The sequence below is a fragment of the Phenylobacterium sp. genome (assembly GCF_019636135.1).
In the GTDB taxonomy this organism is placed as follows: Bacteria; Pseudomonadota; Alphaproteobacteria; order Caulobacterales; family Caulobacteraceae; genus Phenylobacterium.
Genome location: NZ_JAHBYD010000018.1, coordinates 40063 through 56147, shown reverse-complemented (window position 1 = coordinate 56147; position 16085 = coordinate 40063). Strand labels below are relative to the sequence as shown.

Below are 16085 nucleotides of genomic sequence, written 5' to 3'. Positions count from 1 at the left end.
AGACGGCGTGTCACAGGTCGGGCCGGATGATGGTCTTGCCGACCACCTTGCGCTGGGCCAGCGTCTCGAACGCCTCGCGCCAGCCGGTGAGCGGATACTCCCGGTCCACGCGCGGGCGCACCCTGCCGTCCTCGGCCAGCTTCCAGATGGCCGCGTTGTTCTCGCGGCCCCTGGCGGGGAACTGACGGCCGTATTCGCCGGCGCGCACGCCGTGGACGGAGAAGCCCTTGATCAGCGCGATGTTGACCGGCAGCACCGGCAGCCGGCCGCTGGTGAAGCCGATCGAGAGGATGCGGCCGCCGAAGGCGATGCAGCGGATCGACTCGTCGAAGACGTCGCCGCCGACGGGGTCGTAGATCACGTCCGCGCCGCGCCCGCCGGTGAGCGCCTTCACCCGCTCGCGGAAGCCGCGGGTGACGTTCACCGTCGCGTCGACGTCGTATTCCTTCTCGATGACTGCCAGCTTCTCGTCCGAGGCCGAGGCGGCGATCACCCGGGCGCCCAGCACCTTGGCGTAGTCGACGGCCGCCAGGCCCACGCCGCCGGCCGCGCCGTGGACCAGCACCCACTCGCCGGGCTGGACCATGCCGCAGCGGCTGAAGGCGACGTAGGCGGTGAGGTACGCCACCGGATAGCCCGCGGCCTCGGCGAACGACAGCCGCTCGGGCTTCCGGCGCAGCGTCGCCGCCGGCAGGATCGCATATTCCGCAAAGCCCCCGCGCCCGCCGCTGCACACCGCGTCGCCCACGGCGAAGCCGGCCACGCCCTCGCCCAGGGCGTCGATCTCGCCGGCCAGCTCCATGCCGCCCACGAAGGGGACCGGCGGCTTGTGCTGGTGCTCGCCGCGCGTCTGCATCAGGTCGGGGAAGTTCACCGCCGCCGCGCGGACCCGGATGCGCACCTCGCCCGGCCCCGGCTGCGGGACCGGCACGTCGCGGATATGGACGCCGGCGTAGTCGGGCAGCAGTTCTTCGACGACCAGGGCGCGCATCGGTCCGACCTCGTGGGGGTTCTCGTTGGCGCAGCTAGCCCTGCCTCACGCGAGGGCAGGCCAGCCTCAGTGCTGGCCGGCGCCCGGCAGGCCCTTCAGCCCGTGGAGGATCATCTCCGCGGCGAAGTCGGCCGCCGCGGCCGTGTCGATCGGCCGGCGCATGAGCATCCGGTCGCAGACCTCGCGGGCGACGCCGATGGCGGCGGCGGCCATGTAATCGCTGTCCGAGACCGGCCCGCGGCCTTCGATGATCGCGTGCTCGATGGCGTCCTTCACCTCGGCGAACACGGCCGCCATCTCGGGGGTCTCGCCATGCACATGGGGCTGCATCTCGCCGGCCGGGCGGCGCGCCAGCCAGCTCACATGCTCGTCGGCCATGAACTCGAAGTAGGCGAGGATCGCCTCGCGCACGAACGGCTCGATCGGGCCGCCCTTGCCGCGCAGGTTCTTCAGGATCGGGGCGAAGCGGCGCGCGCCGTCGTCGGCGAGGGCGGCGAACACCTCCTCCTTCGAGCGGTAGTAGTTGTAGAAGGTCCCGGCCGCGAGGCCCGTGCGGCGGATGATGTCGCGCACGGTCGCCGCCTCGTAGCCCAGCTCGCCGAACACCTCGCGCGCGGCGTCCAGGATGGCCTGGCGGTTCTGGACCTTCGTCTGTTCCCGCTTGCCCGCCGGAAGATAAGCCACCTGCGACATGAACTCTCGACCCGCCCCCAAACCTGACGGGCGTCATATTAGGATGCGCCGTACGAGGCCGCCAGCGGCTTTACGCATGCGTCACCCTGAAAAGCCCAGGGCCATCGCATATGGATGCGGGCGGCCGAAAGGCCGTCAGTCAAAACCGCAGAGATCGCGGAGATACGCGGAGGATTCCCGTGGATCCGCGAGCTTCTCTGCGCATCTCCGCGGTTCATGAATCGGGCGGACAAGCCGCCCACAAGCCATATGCGATTGCCCTGCTGAAAAGCCGGGCGCGGAGCGTCAGACCGTGCGTTGCGCCCGGTCCTTCTCGTTGCTGGCCTTGATGGAGTTGCGGGCCGCTTCCCATTCGGCGTCGCCCCACTCGGAGAGGCGGGCGAAGCCGCCGCCGCCGCGCAGATGGCCGCCGCCGTCGATGGCGATGGTCTGGCCGTTCACATAGGCCGAGCCGGGGTCCAGCAGGTAGACGGCCAGGTTCGCGAGCTCCCGCATCTCGCCGTTGCGGCCCAGCGGGATCGTCGGGTCGGCCGTCTTCCGCTCGCCGCTGGTCGCCTCGGTCGAGCCGGGGTTCAGCCGCGCCCACGCGCCTTCGGTCGGGAAGGGGCCGGGGGCGATGGCGTTGAAGCGGATGCCGCGGTTGCCCCACTCGACGGCCAGCGACTGGGTCATGACGTTCAGGCCGGCCTTCGACATGGCGCTGGGCACCGTGAACGGCCCGCCGTGCCAGACCCAGGTGGTCAGGATCGAGACCACCGAGGCGTGCCTGCCCTCGGCCAGCCAGCGCTTGCCGGCGTCGAGCGTCACGTTGAACGAGCCGCGGAAGACGATGTTGGCGATGGCGTCGAAGCCGCGGGGCGACAGGTCCTCGGTGCGGCTGATGAAGTTGCCGGCCGCATTGTTGACCAAGCCCGTCGGCGCGCCGCCGGCCCAGACCTCGTCCATGGCGTCGTGGATCGCCTCGGGCACGCGGATGTCGGTGGCCATGCCGGCGCAGCGGCCGCCCGAGGCGGCGGCGTGGGCCTCGTTGATCTCGTCGGCGGTGGCGGCCACCACCTCGCCGCGGCGGCCCCAGATCACCACGTCGGCGCCCAGCAGGACGCAGGCCTCGGCCATCACCTTGCCCAGGCCCGTGCCGCCGCCCGTGATCAGGATCCGCTGGCCCTTCATCAGGCCGGGCTTGAACATCAGGTCGTCGAGGGTGAATTCGGTCATGGGGGCCTCCCGCATCTGTCGCTGCCTGCGAACAGGCCGCCCTGACGTCGGGTCGGTCAAGCGCATCGCGCACGAACCTCCCCTGCGGAGCCAGGGGAATCGCATATCGATGCGGGCGGCCGAAAGGCCGTCGGTCAAACCGCAGAGATCGCCCTGCCCGCGGAGCGGGGGAGGTTCGCTGGCGGCCTGCAACCAAACGGCGGGACGCAAGCGCAAAGGTTGTGGCATGGTGCTGCGTGGGGGGCCGCTCCGAGGGATTCGAATGGCGGCCACAAGGCGCGATCGGACTCAGCCCGCCGGGCTCGCGGTGGAGCTGGGCAAGGCGCTTCTGGATATCGCGGGCGCGGACGGCCTCTTCGCCGCCGACGCCGGCGGCCGCCTGACGTACTGCAACCCGGCCGCCGCGCGGTTCCTGCAGACGTTCCGCACCTCGACCATCGGCAAGCCGCTGCGGCCCGTCCTCGCGCGGCTGGGCGGAGAGGCGATGGAGCTGCGGTTCCTGACCGCCATCCGCGACCTGGCGCCGGTGGAGTTCGTGACGCCCCGCCCGGGCGCCGACGACGAATGGGTCGAGGTGCGCGGCCTGCCGGTCGAGGGCGGCATCGCCTTCTTCCTGCGCGACGTCACCGACCGCGAACGCGGCGAGCGCACCCTGCGGCGCAACGAGCGACGCCTGCGCGCGATGACCGAGAGCCTGCGCCTCGCCCACCAGGCCGCCCGAGCCGCCACCTGGGAGTGGCGCGCCGGCGGCGCGCTGCGCTGGCTGGACCCGGCCGCCGCCCGCGCGCTCGTCGGCCTTTCGGCGTCGTCGCGCGACGAGGAGGCGATCGCCGACTGGCGCACCTTCGTGTTCGATGACGACAAGCCCGCGGTGGCCGAGGCGCTCGGCAAGCTGCGCGAGGCCGACGAGGCCACCTTCGAGTACCGCGTGTCGGCGGCCGACGGCGGCCATCGCTGGCTCCGCTCCAGCGCCGCGGTCGTCGAGCGCCGCCCGGACGGCGCCGCCGTCCGCGTGAGCGGCGTCACCGTCGACGTCACCGCCAACAAGCTCTACGAGGCGCGGCTCGAACGCGAGGTCGCCGAGCGCGCCCGCGCCGAGCGCCGCCAGCAGCTCCTGATCCACGAGCTGAACCACCGGGTGAAGAACATGCTGGCCACCGTCCAGTCGGTGGCGCGGCAGAGCCTGGGCCGGGCGAAGGACGGCGGGCCGCTGGCCGACTTCGAGGACCGGCTGATGGCGCTGGCCTGGACGCACGACATCCTGACCCGCGAGCGCTGGGCGGGCGCCTCGCTGCGCGCGGTCCTCCAGCGCACCATGGCGCCGCACGCCGGCGGCGAGCGCGTGACCCTCGCGGGTCCGGACCTGCGCATCTCGCCGAAGATGGCCCTGGCCCTGGCGATGGGCGGCCACGAGCTGGCGACCAACGCGGTGAAGTACGGGGCGCTCTCCAACGAGAAGGGCCGCGTCTCGGTCCGCTGGCGGCTGGATCCCGAGACCGATCCGGCGCGCCTGATCGTCGACTGGCAGGAACTGGGCGGCCCGCGGGTGGAGCCGCCGAAGGCGCGCGGCTTCGGCTCGCGCCTGCTGGAGCGCGGCCTGGCCCACGAACTCGGCGGGGAGGTGAAGATCGCCTTCGAGCGGCCGGGCGTCCGCTGCCGCATCAGCGCGCCGTTCCAGCCCGAGCCCGGTCCCGCGCCCGACGACGCCCTCGACGATCCGGTGTTCGGCCCCCACACCGGACCGGAGAACCTCAGTCCCCGGCCGGCCTGAAGTCGGGATCCACCCGCTTGATGAATTCCTGCGCGGCGGCCGGCGCGCGCACCTTCCCCTCGTGGATCACGAAGGCGTAGACGTCGCGCGGCCCCTCGGGCGGACCGGTGCGGTCCACCGGCGTGAAGTCGCCCGGCACATGGCCTTCGGCGTAGGTCCTGAAGCGTCCGGCCCAGAGGTCGAGGTCCCTGGCCTCGTAGCCGGTGGGGATCCCGTCGTCGGCCGAAAGCAGGCGCAGGTAGACGAAGTCGGCGGTGATATCCGGGATGAACGGGTATTTCTCATTGTCGGAGTTGCAGATCGCGATGCCGCGGTCGCGGCACAGGCCGATGAACTTCGGGTCGTTGAAGGTGGCGTTCCTCACCTCGAACACGTGCTTGGCGGGCAGGTCGCCCACCTTGTCCGGCATCAGGTCCATGAAGCCCGCGAAGTCGTCGTAGTCGAACCTCTTGGTGGGCATGAACTGCCACAGGATCGGCCCCAGCCGGTCGCCGAGCTCGGTCAGGCCCTGGTTCAGGAAGACGCCCACGCTCTGCCTGCCGTCGGCGAGAACCTTGCGGTTGGTGCAGAAGCGGCTGGCCTTCACCGCGAACCTGAACCCCTCGGGCGTCGCCGCGCGCCACTTGGCCCAGCTCTCGGGCTTGAAGGACGAGTAGTAGGTGCCGTTGATCTCGATCGCGGTGAGGCGGCGGCTGGCGTACTCCAGCTCCTTCGCCTGGGGCCACTTCGGCGGGTAGAACACGCCGCGCCAGGGCTCGAACGTCCAGCCCCCGATCCCACACCGGACCCTGCCCGCCTGAGCCATCGCCGTCCTCCGAGGTCGCCGCGGACTCGTAGCCGCTCGTCGCCAGGTTCTCAAGATGTTCCGACGCTCGCGGACCACCGTTCACCATTAATCCGCATGTAACCGCCCTCGTTCAGGCTTGGAGGCTCAGGTGGGGCCGGAATGACCTCGTAACCGGCGCGAAGGCGCGACGACGATGTGGCGGCAAGTCGAGGTTTCGGTCGGATCGCAGACCCACCGTGGCCGGTTCCGGCTGGACGGCCGCCGGCTGATCCTGGAATGGCGCGGCGGGCGCAGCTTCGCCTGGTGCGGCCACGTGCGGCCCGAGGTGGTCGCCGCGAGCTGCCTGCGCCGGCTGGCGACCAACCCGCTCGCGGCCTAGGCGGCGGCGACGCAGCTTTCGAAGCCGGCGCGCAGGGCGTCCTCGTTCAGGTTGCGGCCGATGAAGACCAGGCGGGAGTAGCGCGGGTCGCCGTCCTTCCACTCGCCCTGGAAGTCGCCCTCCAGGATCATGTGGACGGCCTGGAACACCAGGCGGCGGGCCTCGCCCCTGATGTCGAGGATGCCCTTGGCGCGCAGGATGTCCTGCCCTTGCGTCTGCAGCACGTTGTTGAGCCAGGCGGTGACGCGGTTGGCGTCGATCGGCTTGTCCGACCTCAGCGAGACCGAGCGGATGCCGCTCTCCGCGACATGGTCGTGGATATGAGCGTGGCCGTGCCCATGGTCATGATCGTGGTCATGGCCATGATGATCGTGATGATGGTGGTCGTCGTGCTCGTGGTGGTCGCAGGTCTCGTCGTGGACGTGGCCCGCCTCGCCGTGCGCCGGGTTCAGGAAGTCGGGCTGCAGCTCGGTGACGCGCGCCAGGTCGAAGGCGTGGCGGCCCAGGATCGCGTCCAGCGGCACGTTCGAGCGCTCGGCGCGGCGGATCGGCGCCATCGGGTTCAGCGTGCGGATCGCCTTCTCCACCTCGGCCAGCTCGGCCGGGGTGACGAGGTCGGTCTTGTTGAGGATGATCTGGTCGGCGAAGGCGATCTGCTCGGCGGCCTCTCTGGAGTCCTTCAGGCGCAGCGGCAGGTGCTTGGCGTCGACCACCGTCGTCACGCTGTCGAGCTCGGTCCTGGCGCGGACGTCGTCGTCCACGAAGAAGGTCTGGGCCACCGGGGCGGGGTCCGCGAGGCCCGTGGTCTCGACGATGATCCCGTCGAACTTCCGCCCCCCTTTTCCCATCTGGCGCTTCATCAGCCCCGAGAGGACGCGGATCAGGTCGCCGCGCACCGTGCAGCAGACGCAGCCGTTGTTCATCTCGAAGACCTCTTCGTCGGCGCCGACGATCAGGTCGTTGTCGATGCCGATCTCGCCGAACTCGTTGACGATCACGGCGTAGGTCTTGCCGTGGCTCTCGGTCAGGATCCGGTTCAGCAGGGTCGTCTTGCCCGCGCCGAGATAGCCGGTGAGGACGGTGACGGGGGTCTTGGCGGCGGTCGCGGCTTCGCTCATGGCGGTCATGTAGTCGCCGCGGCGGCGGCGGCCAAGCCCATGCGTCAGCCCGTCATGCCGTGGGCCACGCGGGGCGGGACGCCGTCGCGCCGGATCCGCACCAGCGGATTGGGCGTGGGCTCGCCCACCTTGCCGAGCGTGTTGCGGTCGCGGTGGCGGAACGGCTCGGCCCGGCCGCGCACGGCCAGCATGGTGTCGGAGACGTAGCTCCAGCGGCCGTCGTCGTGGAAGGTGACCTCCAGCTCGAAGGACTCGGTGCGGAACGCCCACTCCAGGAAGTCGGTCGAGCCGATGCCATAGCTGGGCGAGCCCCGCTCGGCGCGCACGCGCAGGACCTTGTCGCCCGGCTTCGCGTGGCCGCCGGCCAGCGCCACCTGGCCGCGCGGGATCGCCAGGGTCTGCATGATCAGCCCGGTCTTCGGCTCCCATAACCAGTAGCCCACCTGGTCGTGGAAGGTGGTGTCCTCCTCGTCGGTGGCGATGTGGACGTGGTAGCGCAGGCCGTAGAACAGTTGCGGGCCGTTGGGCTGCGGGTCGATCGGCTGCATCTCGATGCGCTCGAGGTAGACGCGCCGCTCGGGCCCCTCGGCCTTGGGGTTCACGTCGACGCCCTTGTGGCCTTCCCAGACGCCCGCGAGGCGGGTCAGCGGGCCGAGGTTCGCCAGGGTGTCGGGATCGACGTCCTCAGGCTCGGTGAAGATGTCGTCCGGAAAGTCCGTCTGTCCTGGCGTCACCGTCTGCGTCCCCTCTGCCCAGCGTCACGCCGGACCATATAATCGAGCCGCCTGCGGGTGGCGAGCGGCCCCGGCGGGCGAGGACGCGACGTCCGGGACGCCCACGCCTTGACGCCCGTCATGTGTTATAAGATAACGCTTCACCCTTGAGCGCGCCAGGATCGCCCGTGAGTTCGACGACCGCACCGGAACGGCCGGACCCGCCCGAAGCGCTGGACGCGTTCCGGGCGGACCGGGTCTACCTCGGCGCCGACCACCTGCGGAACGAGCGCCGCACCTGGATCGTCGCCGCCATCTGCACGGCGACGCTGGCGGCGCTGGTCGTCGGCGGGGCCGCGACGCGGTCCATGGCCCTGATGGCGAGCGGCCTGCACATGGGCGCCCACGTCGTGGCCCTGCTGGTCGCGGCGGCCGCCTATGCGCTGGCGCGGCGCCACGCGGGCAACCCGGCCTTCAGCTTCGGCACCGGCAAGCTGGGCTACCTCGCGGGCTTCGCGAACGGGGTGGTGCTGGCGGTGACCGCGGTGCTGATGGGCGTCGAGAGCGCGAGCCGCCTGTTGGCCCCTCAGGCGGTGGACTACCACGACGCCCTGCCGATCGCCGCCGCAGGCCTAGCCGTGAACCTGGTCTGCATCTGGCTGCTCAGGCCCACCGGGGCGCAGGCGTCGCGCGGCGACCGACAGGGCGACCTCAACCTCTCGGCCGCCCACCTGCACCTGACGGCCGACGCCGCGGTTTCGGTCCTGGCGCTGCTGGCCGTGCTGGCCGGGCGCTGGCTGCACTGGGCGTTCGCCGACCCGCTGGCGGGCCTCCTGGCCGCGGTCCTCGTGGCGCAGTTCGCCGGGACGCTGATGCGCCGCGCCGGCGCGTCCCTGCTGGACATCAATCCCTCGCCCGAACTGACGGCGGAGGTGCGCCGCCGGCTCTCCGACGAGGGCGAGCGGGTGATCGACCTGCACCTCTGGCGCCTGGGCCCCGGCCATCACGCCGTGATCGCCGTCATCGCGGCGGCGCATCCCAAGCCCGTGGCGACCTACCGCGCCCGCCTGGCCGGACTGGCCGGCGTCAGCCATGTGACCGTGGAGGTGCGAGGGGCGACGGAACCGCACGACCATCACCATGGCCATGGACACGGTTGAGCTGGCGGAAGCGTTCATGCCCGGGTGGAGGCGGCATTTCCGAGGGGGACGTGGCCTAGCCCTCTGCGCCGTCGTGGCCGCCGCCGCCCGCAGCGAGGACTGAGGGCCGAACGCCCGGAACCTTGCGGTTCCGGGCGTCGTACAGCCTGTCTGTTCCGCGAGACGTCCCGGCTCAGGCCGCAACCGCCTGACGACGCCGCAGGACCGCGCCCACCCCGCCGAAGCCGAGGATCATCAGCGCCCAGGCGCCGGGTTCGGGCACGCCCGACTCGAAGTTGGCGCTCACGCCGCCCGAGCCCGTGCCGAAGTCGACGAGCACATGGTCGACCGCGCCGTTGAACGCACCGCCCCAGCCCGAGCCGACGCCGACCTCGACGCTCAGGATGCGCGTGGCGGCGCTCAGGCTGAAGGTCCCGCCCGGCGTGGTGTAGCCCTGGCCGCCGGCCCATTCGGACAGCGAGACGCCGTAGTTCTCCACCGTGAACCCGGGCGAGAAGCTGCGGAGCCAGAAGTTGCCCCCGAGGATGTCGTTCGACACCCAGGTGTCGTTGGGCACCGACGTCCCGACGGCCCCGCCGTTGTAGACGTCCTCCCAGATCAGGTAGCCTGTCTTGCCGCTGGCCTCGTCGAGGAAGCCCAGGCGCAGCGCCGGAGCCAGGTACTCGGGCACGGTGCTGCTGGAGTCGACGAAGTAGTCGAAGCTGAGGGCGCCGCCGTTGATCAGGTCCCCGAGCGTGCCGTTCAGCGCGTGGACGTAGTCCGCCTTGTCGGTGGTGTCGGCCGCAGACCCGGTATTGGTGGTGAACTGCAGCGAGCCGGTTTCGCCGGCGGGCTTGTAGGCGCCGGTGATCTCCACCGCGCCGTTGGCGCGGACGTTGGCCGGAGCCCAGCCCTGGAGGTCGGCCGGCGTGACCACGTCGGCCTGGGCCGCGGTGGCGACCAGGGCGAGCGCCGCCCCGGCGAGAATATGCTTCATCATCTGAGTGTTTCCCCGTTCCCGTAGGTCCGCCGCCCCCTGCGGCGAACGGTCGCGGACGCTAAGAGAGATCAGGGTTAACGCAAGCTTGGCCATGGAAAACGGGCCAAATGAGTTGCGTCGTCAGGTTGCGCCGTTCGCGTCTCGCCAGAATTTCAGCGATTCCGTCAGAAATATCCGCGACGGCGGATTCCGCCCTCCTATGTATCTCGTTCGCCGAACGTCGTGCTCCTCACGGTCGCTCGATGCCGCGCACGACGGTCAGCCTGATCGGCTCGCCGTACATGTCCTGCGAGGTCCAGACGACGCCCGGGCGGCCGTTGGCCGGGAACTCGGTGCAGTACTTGAAGGGCGCCGGGAACGGCCGGGACTGCTTGAGGCAGACCTTGTTCTCGTCCTTCAGCGACCACTTGCCCGACGACCACTTGCCGCGCTTGCCCACGGCCTCCCAGCTTCCGTCGGGCCTGAACCAGATGCGCTGGGCCTTGCCGTCGGCATAGAGCGCCTTGACCGTGTTGCCGAACGCCATGGCGAGGCTCGCCTGGGCGGGCGGGGGCGCCGCGTGTACGGCGGAGGCCGCCAGGACGGCGGGCAGGAGCGGGAACAGGAGGCGACGCATGGGCTCGGACTACGCTCGGTGATCGGGAACGGATGACGGCCCCTACCTGGGCCGCCGCCACCTGAACCCAAGCTGACCCGGTTTGTCAGCCCCGGCGGCCGCACGATTTCGCCGCTACATCCAGTAGGGGCCCACGCCGTAGGCGCCGTAGTACTTGAAGATGGCGTCGCGGGTGGCCTCGTCGGTCCAGCCCGACAGCTCCGTCTCGTCGATCATCGGCGCCGTCTCCAGGTCGGCCTTCTCCATCGGGACGACGTAGGCGCGCCTGTCGGCGTCGTACTTCAGCAGCTTCCACGGCACCGGATGGTACTTCGCGCCGAGGCCGAGCAGGCCGCCGAACGACAGGATCGCGTAGGCGACCTCGCCCGAGACCTTCTCGATGGCCACGTCCTCGATCTTGCCCAGCTTGTCGCCGGCCTTGTTCACGACATCCGTCCCGTTGACGCGGTCGGCGGGGATCAGCGGGTGCGCGGGCTTGCGGGCGGTCATGTTCGAACCTCCTCGATTGGGTCGCAGGCTAAACGGCGAAGTCCCGCCCGGGGTTCAGCGGCTGGCGACGACGGGCTTGGCCCCGATGTTGGTGCGGCCCACGCCGTCCACCTCGTAGAGCGCCTCCAGCGGGCCGGGCTTCAGGGCCGAGAGCGACTTGCGGTCGGTGGCGATCTCGGCGGTCTGCATGACGCCGATGTCGCGGTTCCCGGCCACGATGACGAAGCGGTTGCCCGCCGGGCCGGTGAAGGCGGCGAGGTAGCCGTAGTCGCGGTTGGGCCTGTCGCCCGGCGCCGCGCCCGCGCCGGAGGTGTAGGTGTGGCCGGTCCTGCGGTCGACGAGTTCGTCGTAGGTGGCGCCGATCGAGAAGCGCGAGCGGTCGAACACCGGCCCCTGCAGCGCGCGGAGCGCCGACAGGTAGCCGACGTAGACGATGTCGGAGCTCTTCAGCATGTCGGGCGTCAGGCGCGAGGCGGTGATCACGCGCACGCGGTCGGGCCCGCCCGCCGCCTCGCGCACCAGCGGCATGATCTCGCGCAGCGCCAGCGTGGCGCCGACGGGCGTGTAGTAGGTGTCGAGGTCGATGTAGCGGCCCTGGAGCTCGGGGTTGTCCATCAGCCAGGCGTCGAGATCGGCCGGCGAGTTGATCTCGAAGGCGCGGATCATCCGCTTGGGCTCGCGGCCGTACTCGGTGTCGCCGAAGATGTAGTAGTCGCCCACCACCACCACGACCGGCCGGTCGCGCCCGAGGCCGGCCCAGAGCGGGGCCGCGGCGACCCGCTCCAGCTCGCGGTAGGGCGCGATCGCGCGGGCCACGAACCACCAGGCGCCGAGGTTGAGGGCGACCAGCAGCGCAGCCGCGATCGCGGCGGGGATGAGCCAGCGCGGGCGCGCCTGCGGAACGGCCGGCGCCTCGACGGCCTCGGGGGCCGCGACCACGTCCAGCCGGTACTCCCCCACCGGGATCACCAGGCGGTGCTGCTCGGCCGCGCCGGGGCCGGCGTAGAACTCGTCCAGCTTCTTGCGCAGGCGGTGGACGTAGACGCGCACCGAGGCGTCGCCGGTGAGGTCGAGCCCGCGGCCGAACACGTCCATCGCCACGTCGGCCTCGCGCAGGGTGCGGCCGCCGCGGGCCGGGTCTGCGAGGTAGTCGAACAGGCGCGCGAGGCCCTGGCTGCGGCCCAGCACCCCGGCCGCGCGGACGCGCGCCACCTGCTGCGCCAGCGCTTCGGAGACCCCGTCGCTCATACCGTTCCTTCGACCCGGAGGCCCCTGCTGTAACCCCCTGTAACGGGCCTGGAAACCGTAAAGTACGCGCCCCGCGCGGGGGAGGCGTCCTATCGCCGCGTCATCCGGACGGCGGACCCACCGCCGCGCGAGGGGACAGTGATGAACGGTTTGAGGCGCGCGCTGCTGGCCGGCGCGGCGATGACGGCGATGGCGCCGGGCCTGGCCCACGCGGCCGCGGCGGAAGTGGACGAGCTGGTGGTGACCGGCGCCCGTCTCGAGGAGACGCTGCCGCAGGAACTGTCGCGCTACGGCAGCGACCTGGAGGTGGTGACCCCGGCGGTCCTGCGCGACAACATCTACGTCGACGTGGGCCAGGCGCTGCAGATGCAGACGCCGGGCCTGTTCCTGGCGCCGCGCAACGGGCCGTTCTCGTACGCCGACATCTCGCTGCAGGGCTCGCGCACCGGCGACGTCCTCTGGCTGGTCGACGGCGTGCGGATCAACAACCGGCTCTACACCTCGACCAGCCCCGCCGACACGCTGCCGGCCAGCATGGTCGAGCGCATCGAGGTGCTGAAGGGCGGCCAGAGCCTGTTCTACGGCACCCAGGCGGCCGCCGGCGTGATCAACGTGGTCACCCGGCCCTATGCCGACGCGCTCGGCGGGACGTTCACGATCGGCGGGCACACCAACGACGGCGTCCATGCCGACCTGATGGTCCGCGGCCCGGCCGGGCCGGCGAAGTTCGTGGCCTGGGTCTCGAAGGACGAGGCCGACGGCTACCGCGTCTTCGACGTCTACCAGCCCAGCGCGACGCTCCGGAAGCGCGGCTACGACGTGGTGAGCTTCGGCGGCAAGCTGGGGATCGATCTCTCCGAGCGACTGGCGCTGAACCTCTACTACCAGCACACCGACGCGCACCTGGACTATCCGAACCCGCGGCTCACGCGCCTGTCGTTCAACGACCGGGACGAGGAGATCGGCAGCGTCAGCCTCGACTGGAACGCCAGCGAGCGGGTGCAGCTCTCGGTGAAGGGCTACTATCACGACTGGGACAGCGTCTATTCGACGGTCAACAACGTGCCCGGTAACCCGGCCGCGCCGGGCGTGATCATCGACGACCTGACCTACTGGGGCTACGAGGACTACGGCGTCTCCGTCCTGGCCAAGCTGAACCTGCACCGCGGGTTCGAGTACCAGCTCGGCTACGACTACCAGAACTTCAACGGCCGCGACGACGTGCTGCTGATCGCCCAGCAGACCGAGAAGGTGCAGGCCTTCGTGGCCCAGGTGCGGACCACCGACGACCTGATCGCGAACGCCTACCTCGCCGCCGGCGTGCGCTTCAACAGGACCGACGAGACCGACAAGGCGGTCTGGAACGTGTCGGGTCATTGGGACGTGACGCCCGCGATCTACCTGGAGGGCATGGTCGGCACGTCGTTCATCCTGCCCAGCGCCGAACAGCTCTTCGGGATCGACCCCTGCTGCGCGGTCGGCAATCCGGACCTGAAGCCGGAGCAGAGCCTGAACGGCAACCTCGCCGTCGGCGGCGAGGTCGATCGCTTCACCTGGCGGGTCACCGGCTTCGCGCGGAAGATCGACGACCTGATCGTCGACGACTACGACCAGCCGGGCTTCCCGGACGGGATCTACGTCAACACCGCCGGCAAGGTCCGCTCGCGCGGCGTCGAAGCCCAGGCGACGGCCCGGATCGCCGACGGCTGGAGCACCCGCGGCTCCTTCGCCTACACCCGCACGCGGGCGGCCGGCGCTGGGCGGCAGTTCGACCGCATCCCGAAGGCCCAGGCGAAGGGGTCCATCGTCTACGAACCGGCCGATCGTCCTTTCGGCGCCTCGGCCAGCGTGCTCTGGACCGGCGACGTCCGTCAGCAGGTCACGGGCTTCGGCCGGGTGAACTATGGAAACTACGTCGTGGTGGACCTGGCGGCGCACGTCTACGTCGACCCGGCGACGCGCAGGCATCGGCTCACGGCCCGGCTTGAGAACGCCTTCGACGAGGACTACGCCACGCGGGTGAACTCGGCCGTGATCGACCTTTCGACCCAGCGGTTCCTCTACCGCTTTCGCGGCGTGCCGCGGACGCTGAACCTGAGCTACGCCTATTCCTTCTGAGGCGCCCCCTCGTCCCATGCCCGCGAAGCCGGGCCGCAAGCCCTGGGCGCCCAGGTGGCTGGTGGTGACGCACCGCTACGTGGGCGTGGCGATGGGCCTGCTGATGCTGCTCTGGTTCCTGAGCGGGATCGCGATGCTGTTCGCCCACTGGCCCGAGGTGCGCGACGAGGACCGGGCGGCGGGGCTGCGGCCCATCGCCTGGGGCCAGTGCTGCGCCTTCGGCGACGTGCAGGACGTGCAGCAGGTGATGGCGGCGCGGGTCGAGGACCTGGCCGGCCGCCCCGTGCTGCGCTTCGACGGCCAGGTGCTGGACCTGACCACCGGCCAGCCGGCGCATCACGTCACCTCGGGCGAGGCCGCGGCGGTCGCGACGGCCTATGCGGAGGGCCACGGGATCGCCGGCAGGCCCGGCATGGCGCGCGCGGTCGAGCGCGACCAGTGGACGGTCACCGGCTATTTCAACAAGGCGCGGCCCTTCTACGTCTTCGCCTTCGACGACCCGGCGCGGACCGACGTCTACGTCTCCGCGAAGACCGGGCAGGTGGCGCAGGCGGTCGACCGGGCCGGCAAGATCGGCGCGTGGCTGGGGCCGATCCCGCACTGGCTCTATCCGGAGATCCTGCGCGCGGACACGAAGCTCTGGGCGCAAGTGGTGATCTGGACGTCGGTGATCGGGACCTTCCTGACCGTGACCGGCCTCTACCTCGGCGTCGTGAGCTGGCGGCCCTGGCGCGACGCGCGGCTGACGCCGTTCCGGGGCTGGATGGCGTGGCACCACCTGTCGGGGCTGGCGGCCGGCATCCTCACGCTGACCTGGGTGGCGAGCGGGCTGCTGTCGATGAACCCCTGGGGCCTGCTGGAGAGCGACGGCGACCCGCGGGTCGAGCAGGTGGCGGGCGCGGTCTCGTTCGGCGACCTGCGCGAGGCGCTGCTGGCGGCCCGGGCGGCGGGCGTCGCCGCGCGCCGGATCGAGGCGGCGCCGCTGGGCGGGCAGATCTTCCTGATGGCCGACGGCAAGCGGCTGGACGCCGCCGGCCGGCCGGCGCCGCTGGCGGCCGGCGACCTCGCTGCGGCGGCGAGGCGCCTGGGCGCGGCGCGCTCGGCGGAGCTGCTCACGACCGAGGACCAGTACTACCGCGGCCACCACGAGCCGGTGCGCCTGCCGGTCTATCGCGTGATCCTGACCGACGGCCTGCGCGTCTATCTCGACCCGGCCTCGGGGCGGGTGCGGGGCGCCCTGGACGGGACGGCGGTCAGCTATCGCTGGTGGTTCGAGGGCATGCACCGCCTCGACTTCATCGACGGCTTCGACCGCGGCGCGGGCTGGGCGGCGGCGATGGTCCTGCTGCTGCTGGCCGCGGCCCTCGGCGTCGCGACCGGCGTCTGGCTGGGCTTCCGGCGCGCCCGGGACGACCTCGCCCGGGTCGGACGAAAAGCCCCGAAGCTCGGCTGAGCCGCGGGGCTTCCCACTCTCCCGGACCTGGAGACGGGTCAGTCCTTCTTGCCGGCCGCCTTTTCGATGGCGTCGCCCTTGGCGTCGGCGGCCTCGCGAGTCGCGTCGGCCTGGTCCTTCATGGCGTCGACCGTGGCGTCCGGGGCGCCGGCTTCCTTGGCGGCGTCGGCCTGGGTCTCCAGTTGGGTGGCGGCCACGTTCGCGTCGGCCTTCACGGCGTCAGCCTGGGCCTCGGCGTTCTTGTCGGCCTTGCTCTCGCAGGCGGCCAGGCTCAGGGCGCCCAGGGCGGCGACCGCGACAATCATCATGCGCATGTGGGTTCTCTCCTTCGCAGTGGAGGTAGAGCGCACGAACG

Annotated in this window: 16 protein-coding genes; 5 read left to right on the top strand and 11 right to left on the bottom strand. The window is 71.2% G+C overall.

Translation table 11 applies throughout. The annotated features are described in order from the left end of the window. Positions 1 to 10: 10 nt before the first annotated feature. The 3 genes from KF737_RS13770 to KF737_RS13760 form a co-directional block, all read right to left on the bottom strand. Positions 11 to 991 carry an NADPH:quinone oxidoreductase family protein gene (locus tag KF737_RS13770; protein ID WP_296455661.1) on the bottom strand — a complete coding sequence of 327 codons (981 nt, stop codon included), beginning with the start codon at positions 989 to 991 and terminating at the stop codon, positions 11 to 13. Positions 992 to 1057: 66 nt separating this feature from the next. Further along, positions 1058 to 1684 carry a TetR/AcrR family transcriptional regulator gene (locus KF737_RS13765; protein ID WP_296455656.1) on the bottom strand — a complete coding sequence of 209 codons (627 nt, stop codon included), beginning with the start codon at positions 1682 to 1684 and terminating at the stop codon, positions 1058 to 1060. A 285-nt stretch (positions 1685 to 1969) separates the two neighbouring features. Then, positions 1970 to 2899, bottom strand: a complete 930-nt coding sequence (locus KF737_RS13760; protein ID WP_296455654.1) for an SDR family oxidoreductase — start codon at positions 2897 to 2899, stop codon at positions 1970 to 1972. 262 nt (positions 2900 to 3161) lie between these two features. On the opposite strand from KF737_RS13760, the gene KF737_RS13755 reads away from it, so the two are divergent. Continuing rightward, positions 3162 to 4670: an HWE histidine kinase domain-containing protein gene (locus KF737_RS13755; protein WP_296455651.1), complete on the top strand. Its 1509-nt coding sequence runs from the start codon at positions 3162 to 3164 to the stop codon at positions 4668 to 4670. On the opposite strand, the gene KF737_RS13750 is transcribed toward KF737_RS13755, so the two are convergent. Next, on the bottom strand, positions 4651 to 5412 hold the full coding sequence (locus tag KF737_RS13750) for a DUF72 domain-containing protein (protein ID WP_367273232.1): 762 nt from the start codon (positions 5410 to 5412) through the stop codon (positions 4651 to 4653). The genes KF737_RS13755 and KF737_RS13750 overlap by 20 nt on opposite strands. Before the next feature lie 238 nt (positions 5413 to 5650). On the opposite strand from KF737_RS13750, the gene KF737_RS13745 reads away from it, so the two are divergent. Then, positions 5651 to 5836, top strand: coding sequence for a hypothetical protein (locus tag KF737_RS13745; protein ID WP_296455645.1), 186 nt, complete (start codon positions 5651 to 5653; stop codon positions 5834 to 5836). On the opposite strand, the gene KF737_RS13740 is transcribed toward KF737_RS13745, so the two are convergent. Together KF737_RS13740 and KF737_RS13735 are read right to left on the bottom strand one after the other, a co-directional pair. Next, positions 5833 to 6954 (bottom strand): GTP-binding protein, encoded by a 1122-nt coding sequence (locus KF737_RS13740; RefSeq protein WP_296455641.1) that lies wholly within the window; start codon positions 6952 to 6954, stop codon positions 5833 to 5835. The genes KF737_RS13745 and KF737_RS13740 overlap by 4 nt on opposite strands. A gap of 44 nt (positions 6955 to 6998) precedes the next feature. Next, positions 6999 to 7688: a heme-binding beta-barrel domain-containing protein gene (locus tag KF737_RS13735; protein WP_296455638.1), complete on the bottom strand. Its 690-nt coding sequence runs from the start codon at positions 7686 to 7688 to the stop codon at positions 6999 to 7001. Between the two features lie 167 nt (positions 7689 to 7855). Between KF737_RS13735 and dmeF the strand changes: the two genes are divergently transcribed. Then, on the top strand, positions 7856 to 8827 hold the full coding sequence (dmeF, locus tag KF737_RS13730; protein WP_296455635.1) for a CDF family Co(II)/Ni(II) efflux transporter DmeF: 972 nt from the start codon (positions 7856 to 7858) through the stop codon (positions 8825 to 8827). Between the two features lie 172 nt (positions 8828 to 8999). Here the strand turns inward: dmeF and KF737_RS13725 are convergent, their stop codons facing one another. From KF737_RS13725 to KF737_RS13710, 4 genes are all read right to left on the bottom strand, one after another. Beyond that, entirely contained in the window at positions 9000 to 9806 is an 807-nt protein-coding gene (locus tag KF737_RS13725; protein ID WP_296455632.1) for a PEPxxWA-CTERM sorting domain-containing protein, read from the bottom strand. Positions 9807 to 10035: 229 nt separating this feature from the next. Further along, on the bottom strand, positions 10036 to 10422 hold the full coding sequence (locus tag KF737_RS13720) for a hypothetical protein (RefSeq protein WP_296455629.1): 387 nt from the start codon (positions 10420 to 10422) through the stop codon (positions 10036 to 10038). Positions 10423 to 10536: 114 nt separating this feature from the next. Next, positions 10537 to 10911, bottom strand: coding sequence for a PRC-barrel domain-containing protein (locus tag KF737_RS13715; protein WP_296455627.1), 375 nt, complete (start codon positions 10909 to 10911; stop codon positions 10537 to 10539). 54 nt (positions 10912 to 10965) lie between these two features. Next, a complete protein-coding gene (locus KF737_RS13710; protein WP_296455624.1) occupies positions 10966 to 12159 on the bottom strand; it encodes a helix-turn-helix domain-containing protein in 1194 nt (397 codons plus the stop codon). 141 nt (positions 12160 to 12300) lie between these two features. On the opposite strand from KF737_RS13710, the gene KF737_RS13705 reads away from it, so the two are divergent. Next, on the top strand, positions 12301 to 14277 hold the full coding sequence (locus KF737_RS13705; protein WP_296455622.1) for a TonB-dependent receptor: 1977 nt from the start codon (positions 12301 to 12303) through the stop codon (positions 14275 to 14277). A 16-nt stretch (positions 14278 to 14293) separates the two neighbouring features. Beyond that, positions 14294 to 15730 (top strand): PepSY domain-containing protein, encoded by a 1437-nt coding sequence (locus tag KF737_RS13700; RefSeq protein WP_296455618.1) that lies wholly within the window; start codon positions 14294 to 14296, stop codon positions 15728 to 15730. A 38-nt stretch (positions 15731 to 15768) separates the two neighbouring features. Here the strand turns inward: KF737_RS13700 and KF737_RS13695 are convergent, their stop codons facing one another. After that, positions 15769 to 16044, bottom strand: coding sequence for a hypothetical protein (locus KF737_RS13695; RefSeq protein WP_296455611.1), 276 nt, complete (start codon positions 16042 to 16044; stop codon positions 15769 to 15771). Positions 16045 to 16085: the final 41 nt, after the last annotated feature.

Bases quoted from the DNA above. Each gene is read 5' to 3' on its own strand.
- KF737_RS13770 (WP_296455661.1), bottom strand. From the start codon at position 991: ATGCGCGCCCTGGTCGTCGAAGAACTGCTGCCCGACTACGCCGGCGTC.
- KF737_RS13740 (WP_296455641.1), bottom strand. From the start codon at position 6,954: ATGAGCGAAGCCGCGACCGCCGCCAAGACCCCCGTCACCGTCCTCACC.
- KF737_RS13700 (WP_296455618.1), top strand. From the start codon at position 14,294: ATGCCCGCGAAGCCGGGCCGCAAGCCCTGGGCGCCCAGGTGGCTGGTG.
- KF737_RS13710 (WP_296455624.1), bottom strand. From the start codon at position 12,159: ATGAGCGACGGGGTCTCCGAAGCGCTGGCGCAGCAGGTGGCGCGCGTC.
- KF737_RS13760 (WP_296455654.1), bottom strand. From the start codon at position 2,899: ATGACCGAATTCACCCTCGACGACCTGATGTTCAAGCCCGGCCTGATG.
- KF737_RS13725 (WP_296455632.1), bottom strand. From the start codon at position 9,806: ATGATGAAGCATATTCTCGCCGGGGCGGCGCTCGCCCTGGTCGCCACC.
- KF737_RS13705 (WP_296455622.1), top strand. From the start codon at position 12,301: ATGAACGGTTTGAGGCGCGCGCTGCTGGCCGGCGCGGCGATGACGGCG.
- KF737_RS13720 (WP_296455629.1), bottom strand. From the start codon at position 10,422: ATGCGTCGCCTCCTGTTCCCGCTCCTGCCCGCCGTCCTGGCGGCCTCC.
- KF737_RS13695 (WP_296455611.1), bottom strand. From the start codon at position 16,044: ATGCGCATGATGATTGTCGCGGTCGCCGCCCTGGGCGCCCTGAGCCTG.
- KF737_RS13765 (WP_296455656.1), bottom strand. From the start codon at position 1,684: ATGTCGCAGGTGGCTTATCTTCCGGCGGGCAAGCGGGAACAGACGAAG.
- KF737_RS13745 (WP_296455645.1), top strand. From the start codon at position 5,651: ATGTGGCGGCAAGTCGAGGTTTCGGTCGGATCGCAGACCCACCGTGGC.
- KF737_RS13755 (WP_296455651.1), top strand. From the start codon at position 3,162: ATGGCGGCCACAAGGCGCGATCGGACTCAGCCCGCCGGGCTCGCGGTG.
- KF737_RS13715 (WP_296455627.1), bottom strand. From the start codon at position 10,911: ATGACCGCCCGCAAGCCCGCGCACCCGCTGATCCCCGCCGACCGCGTC.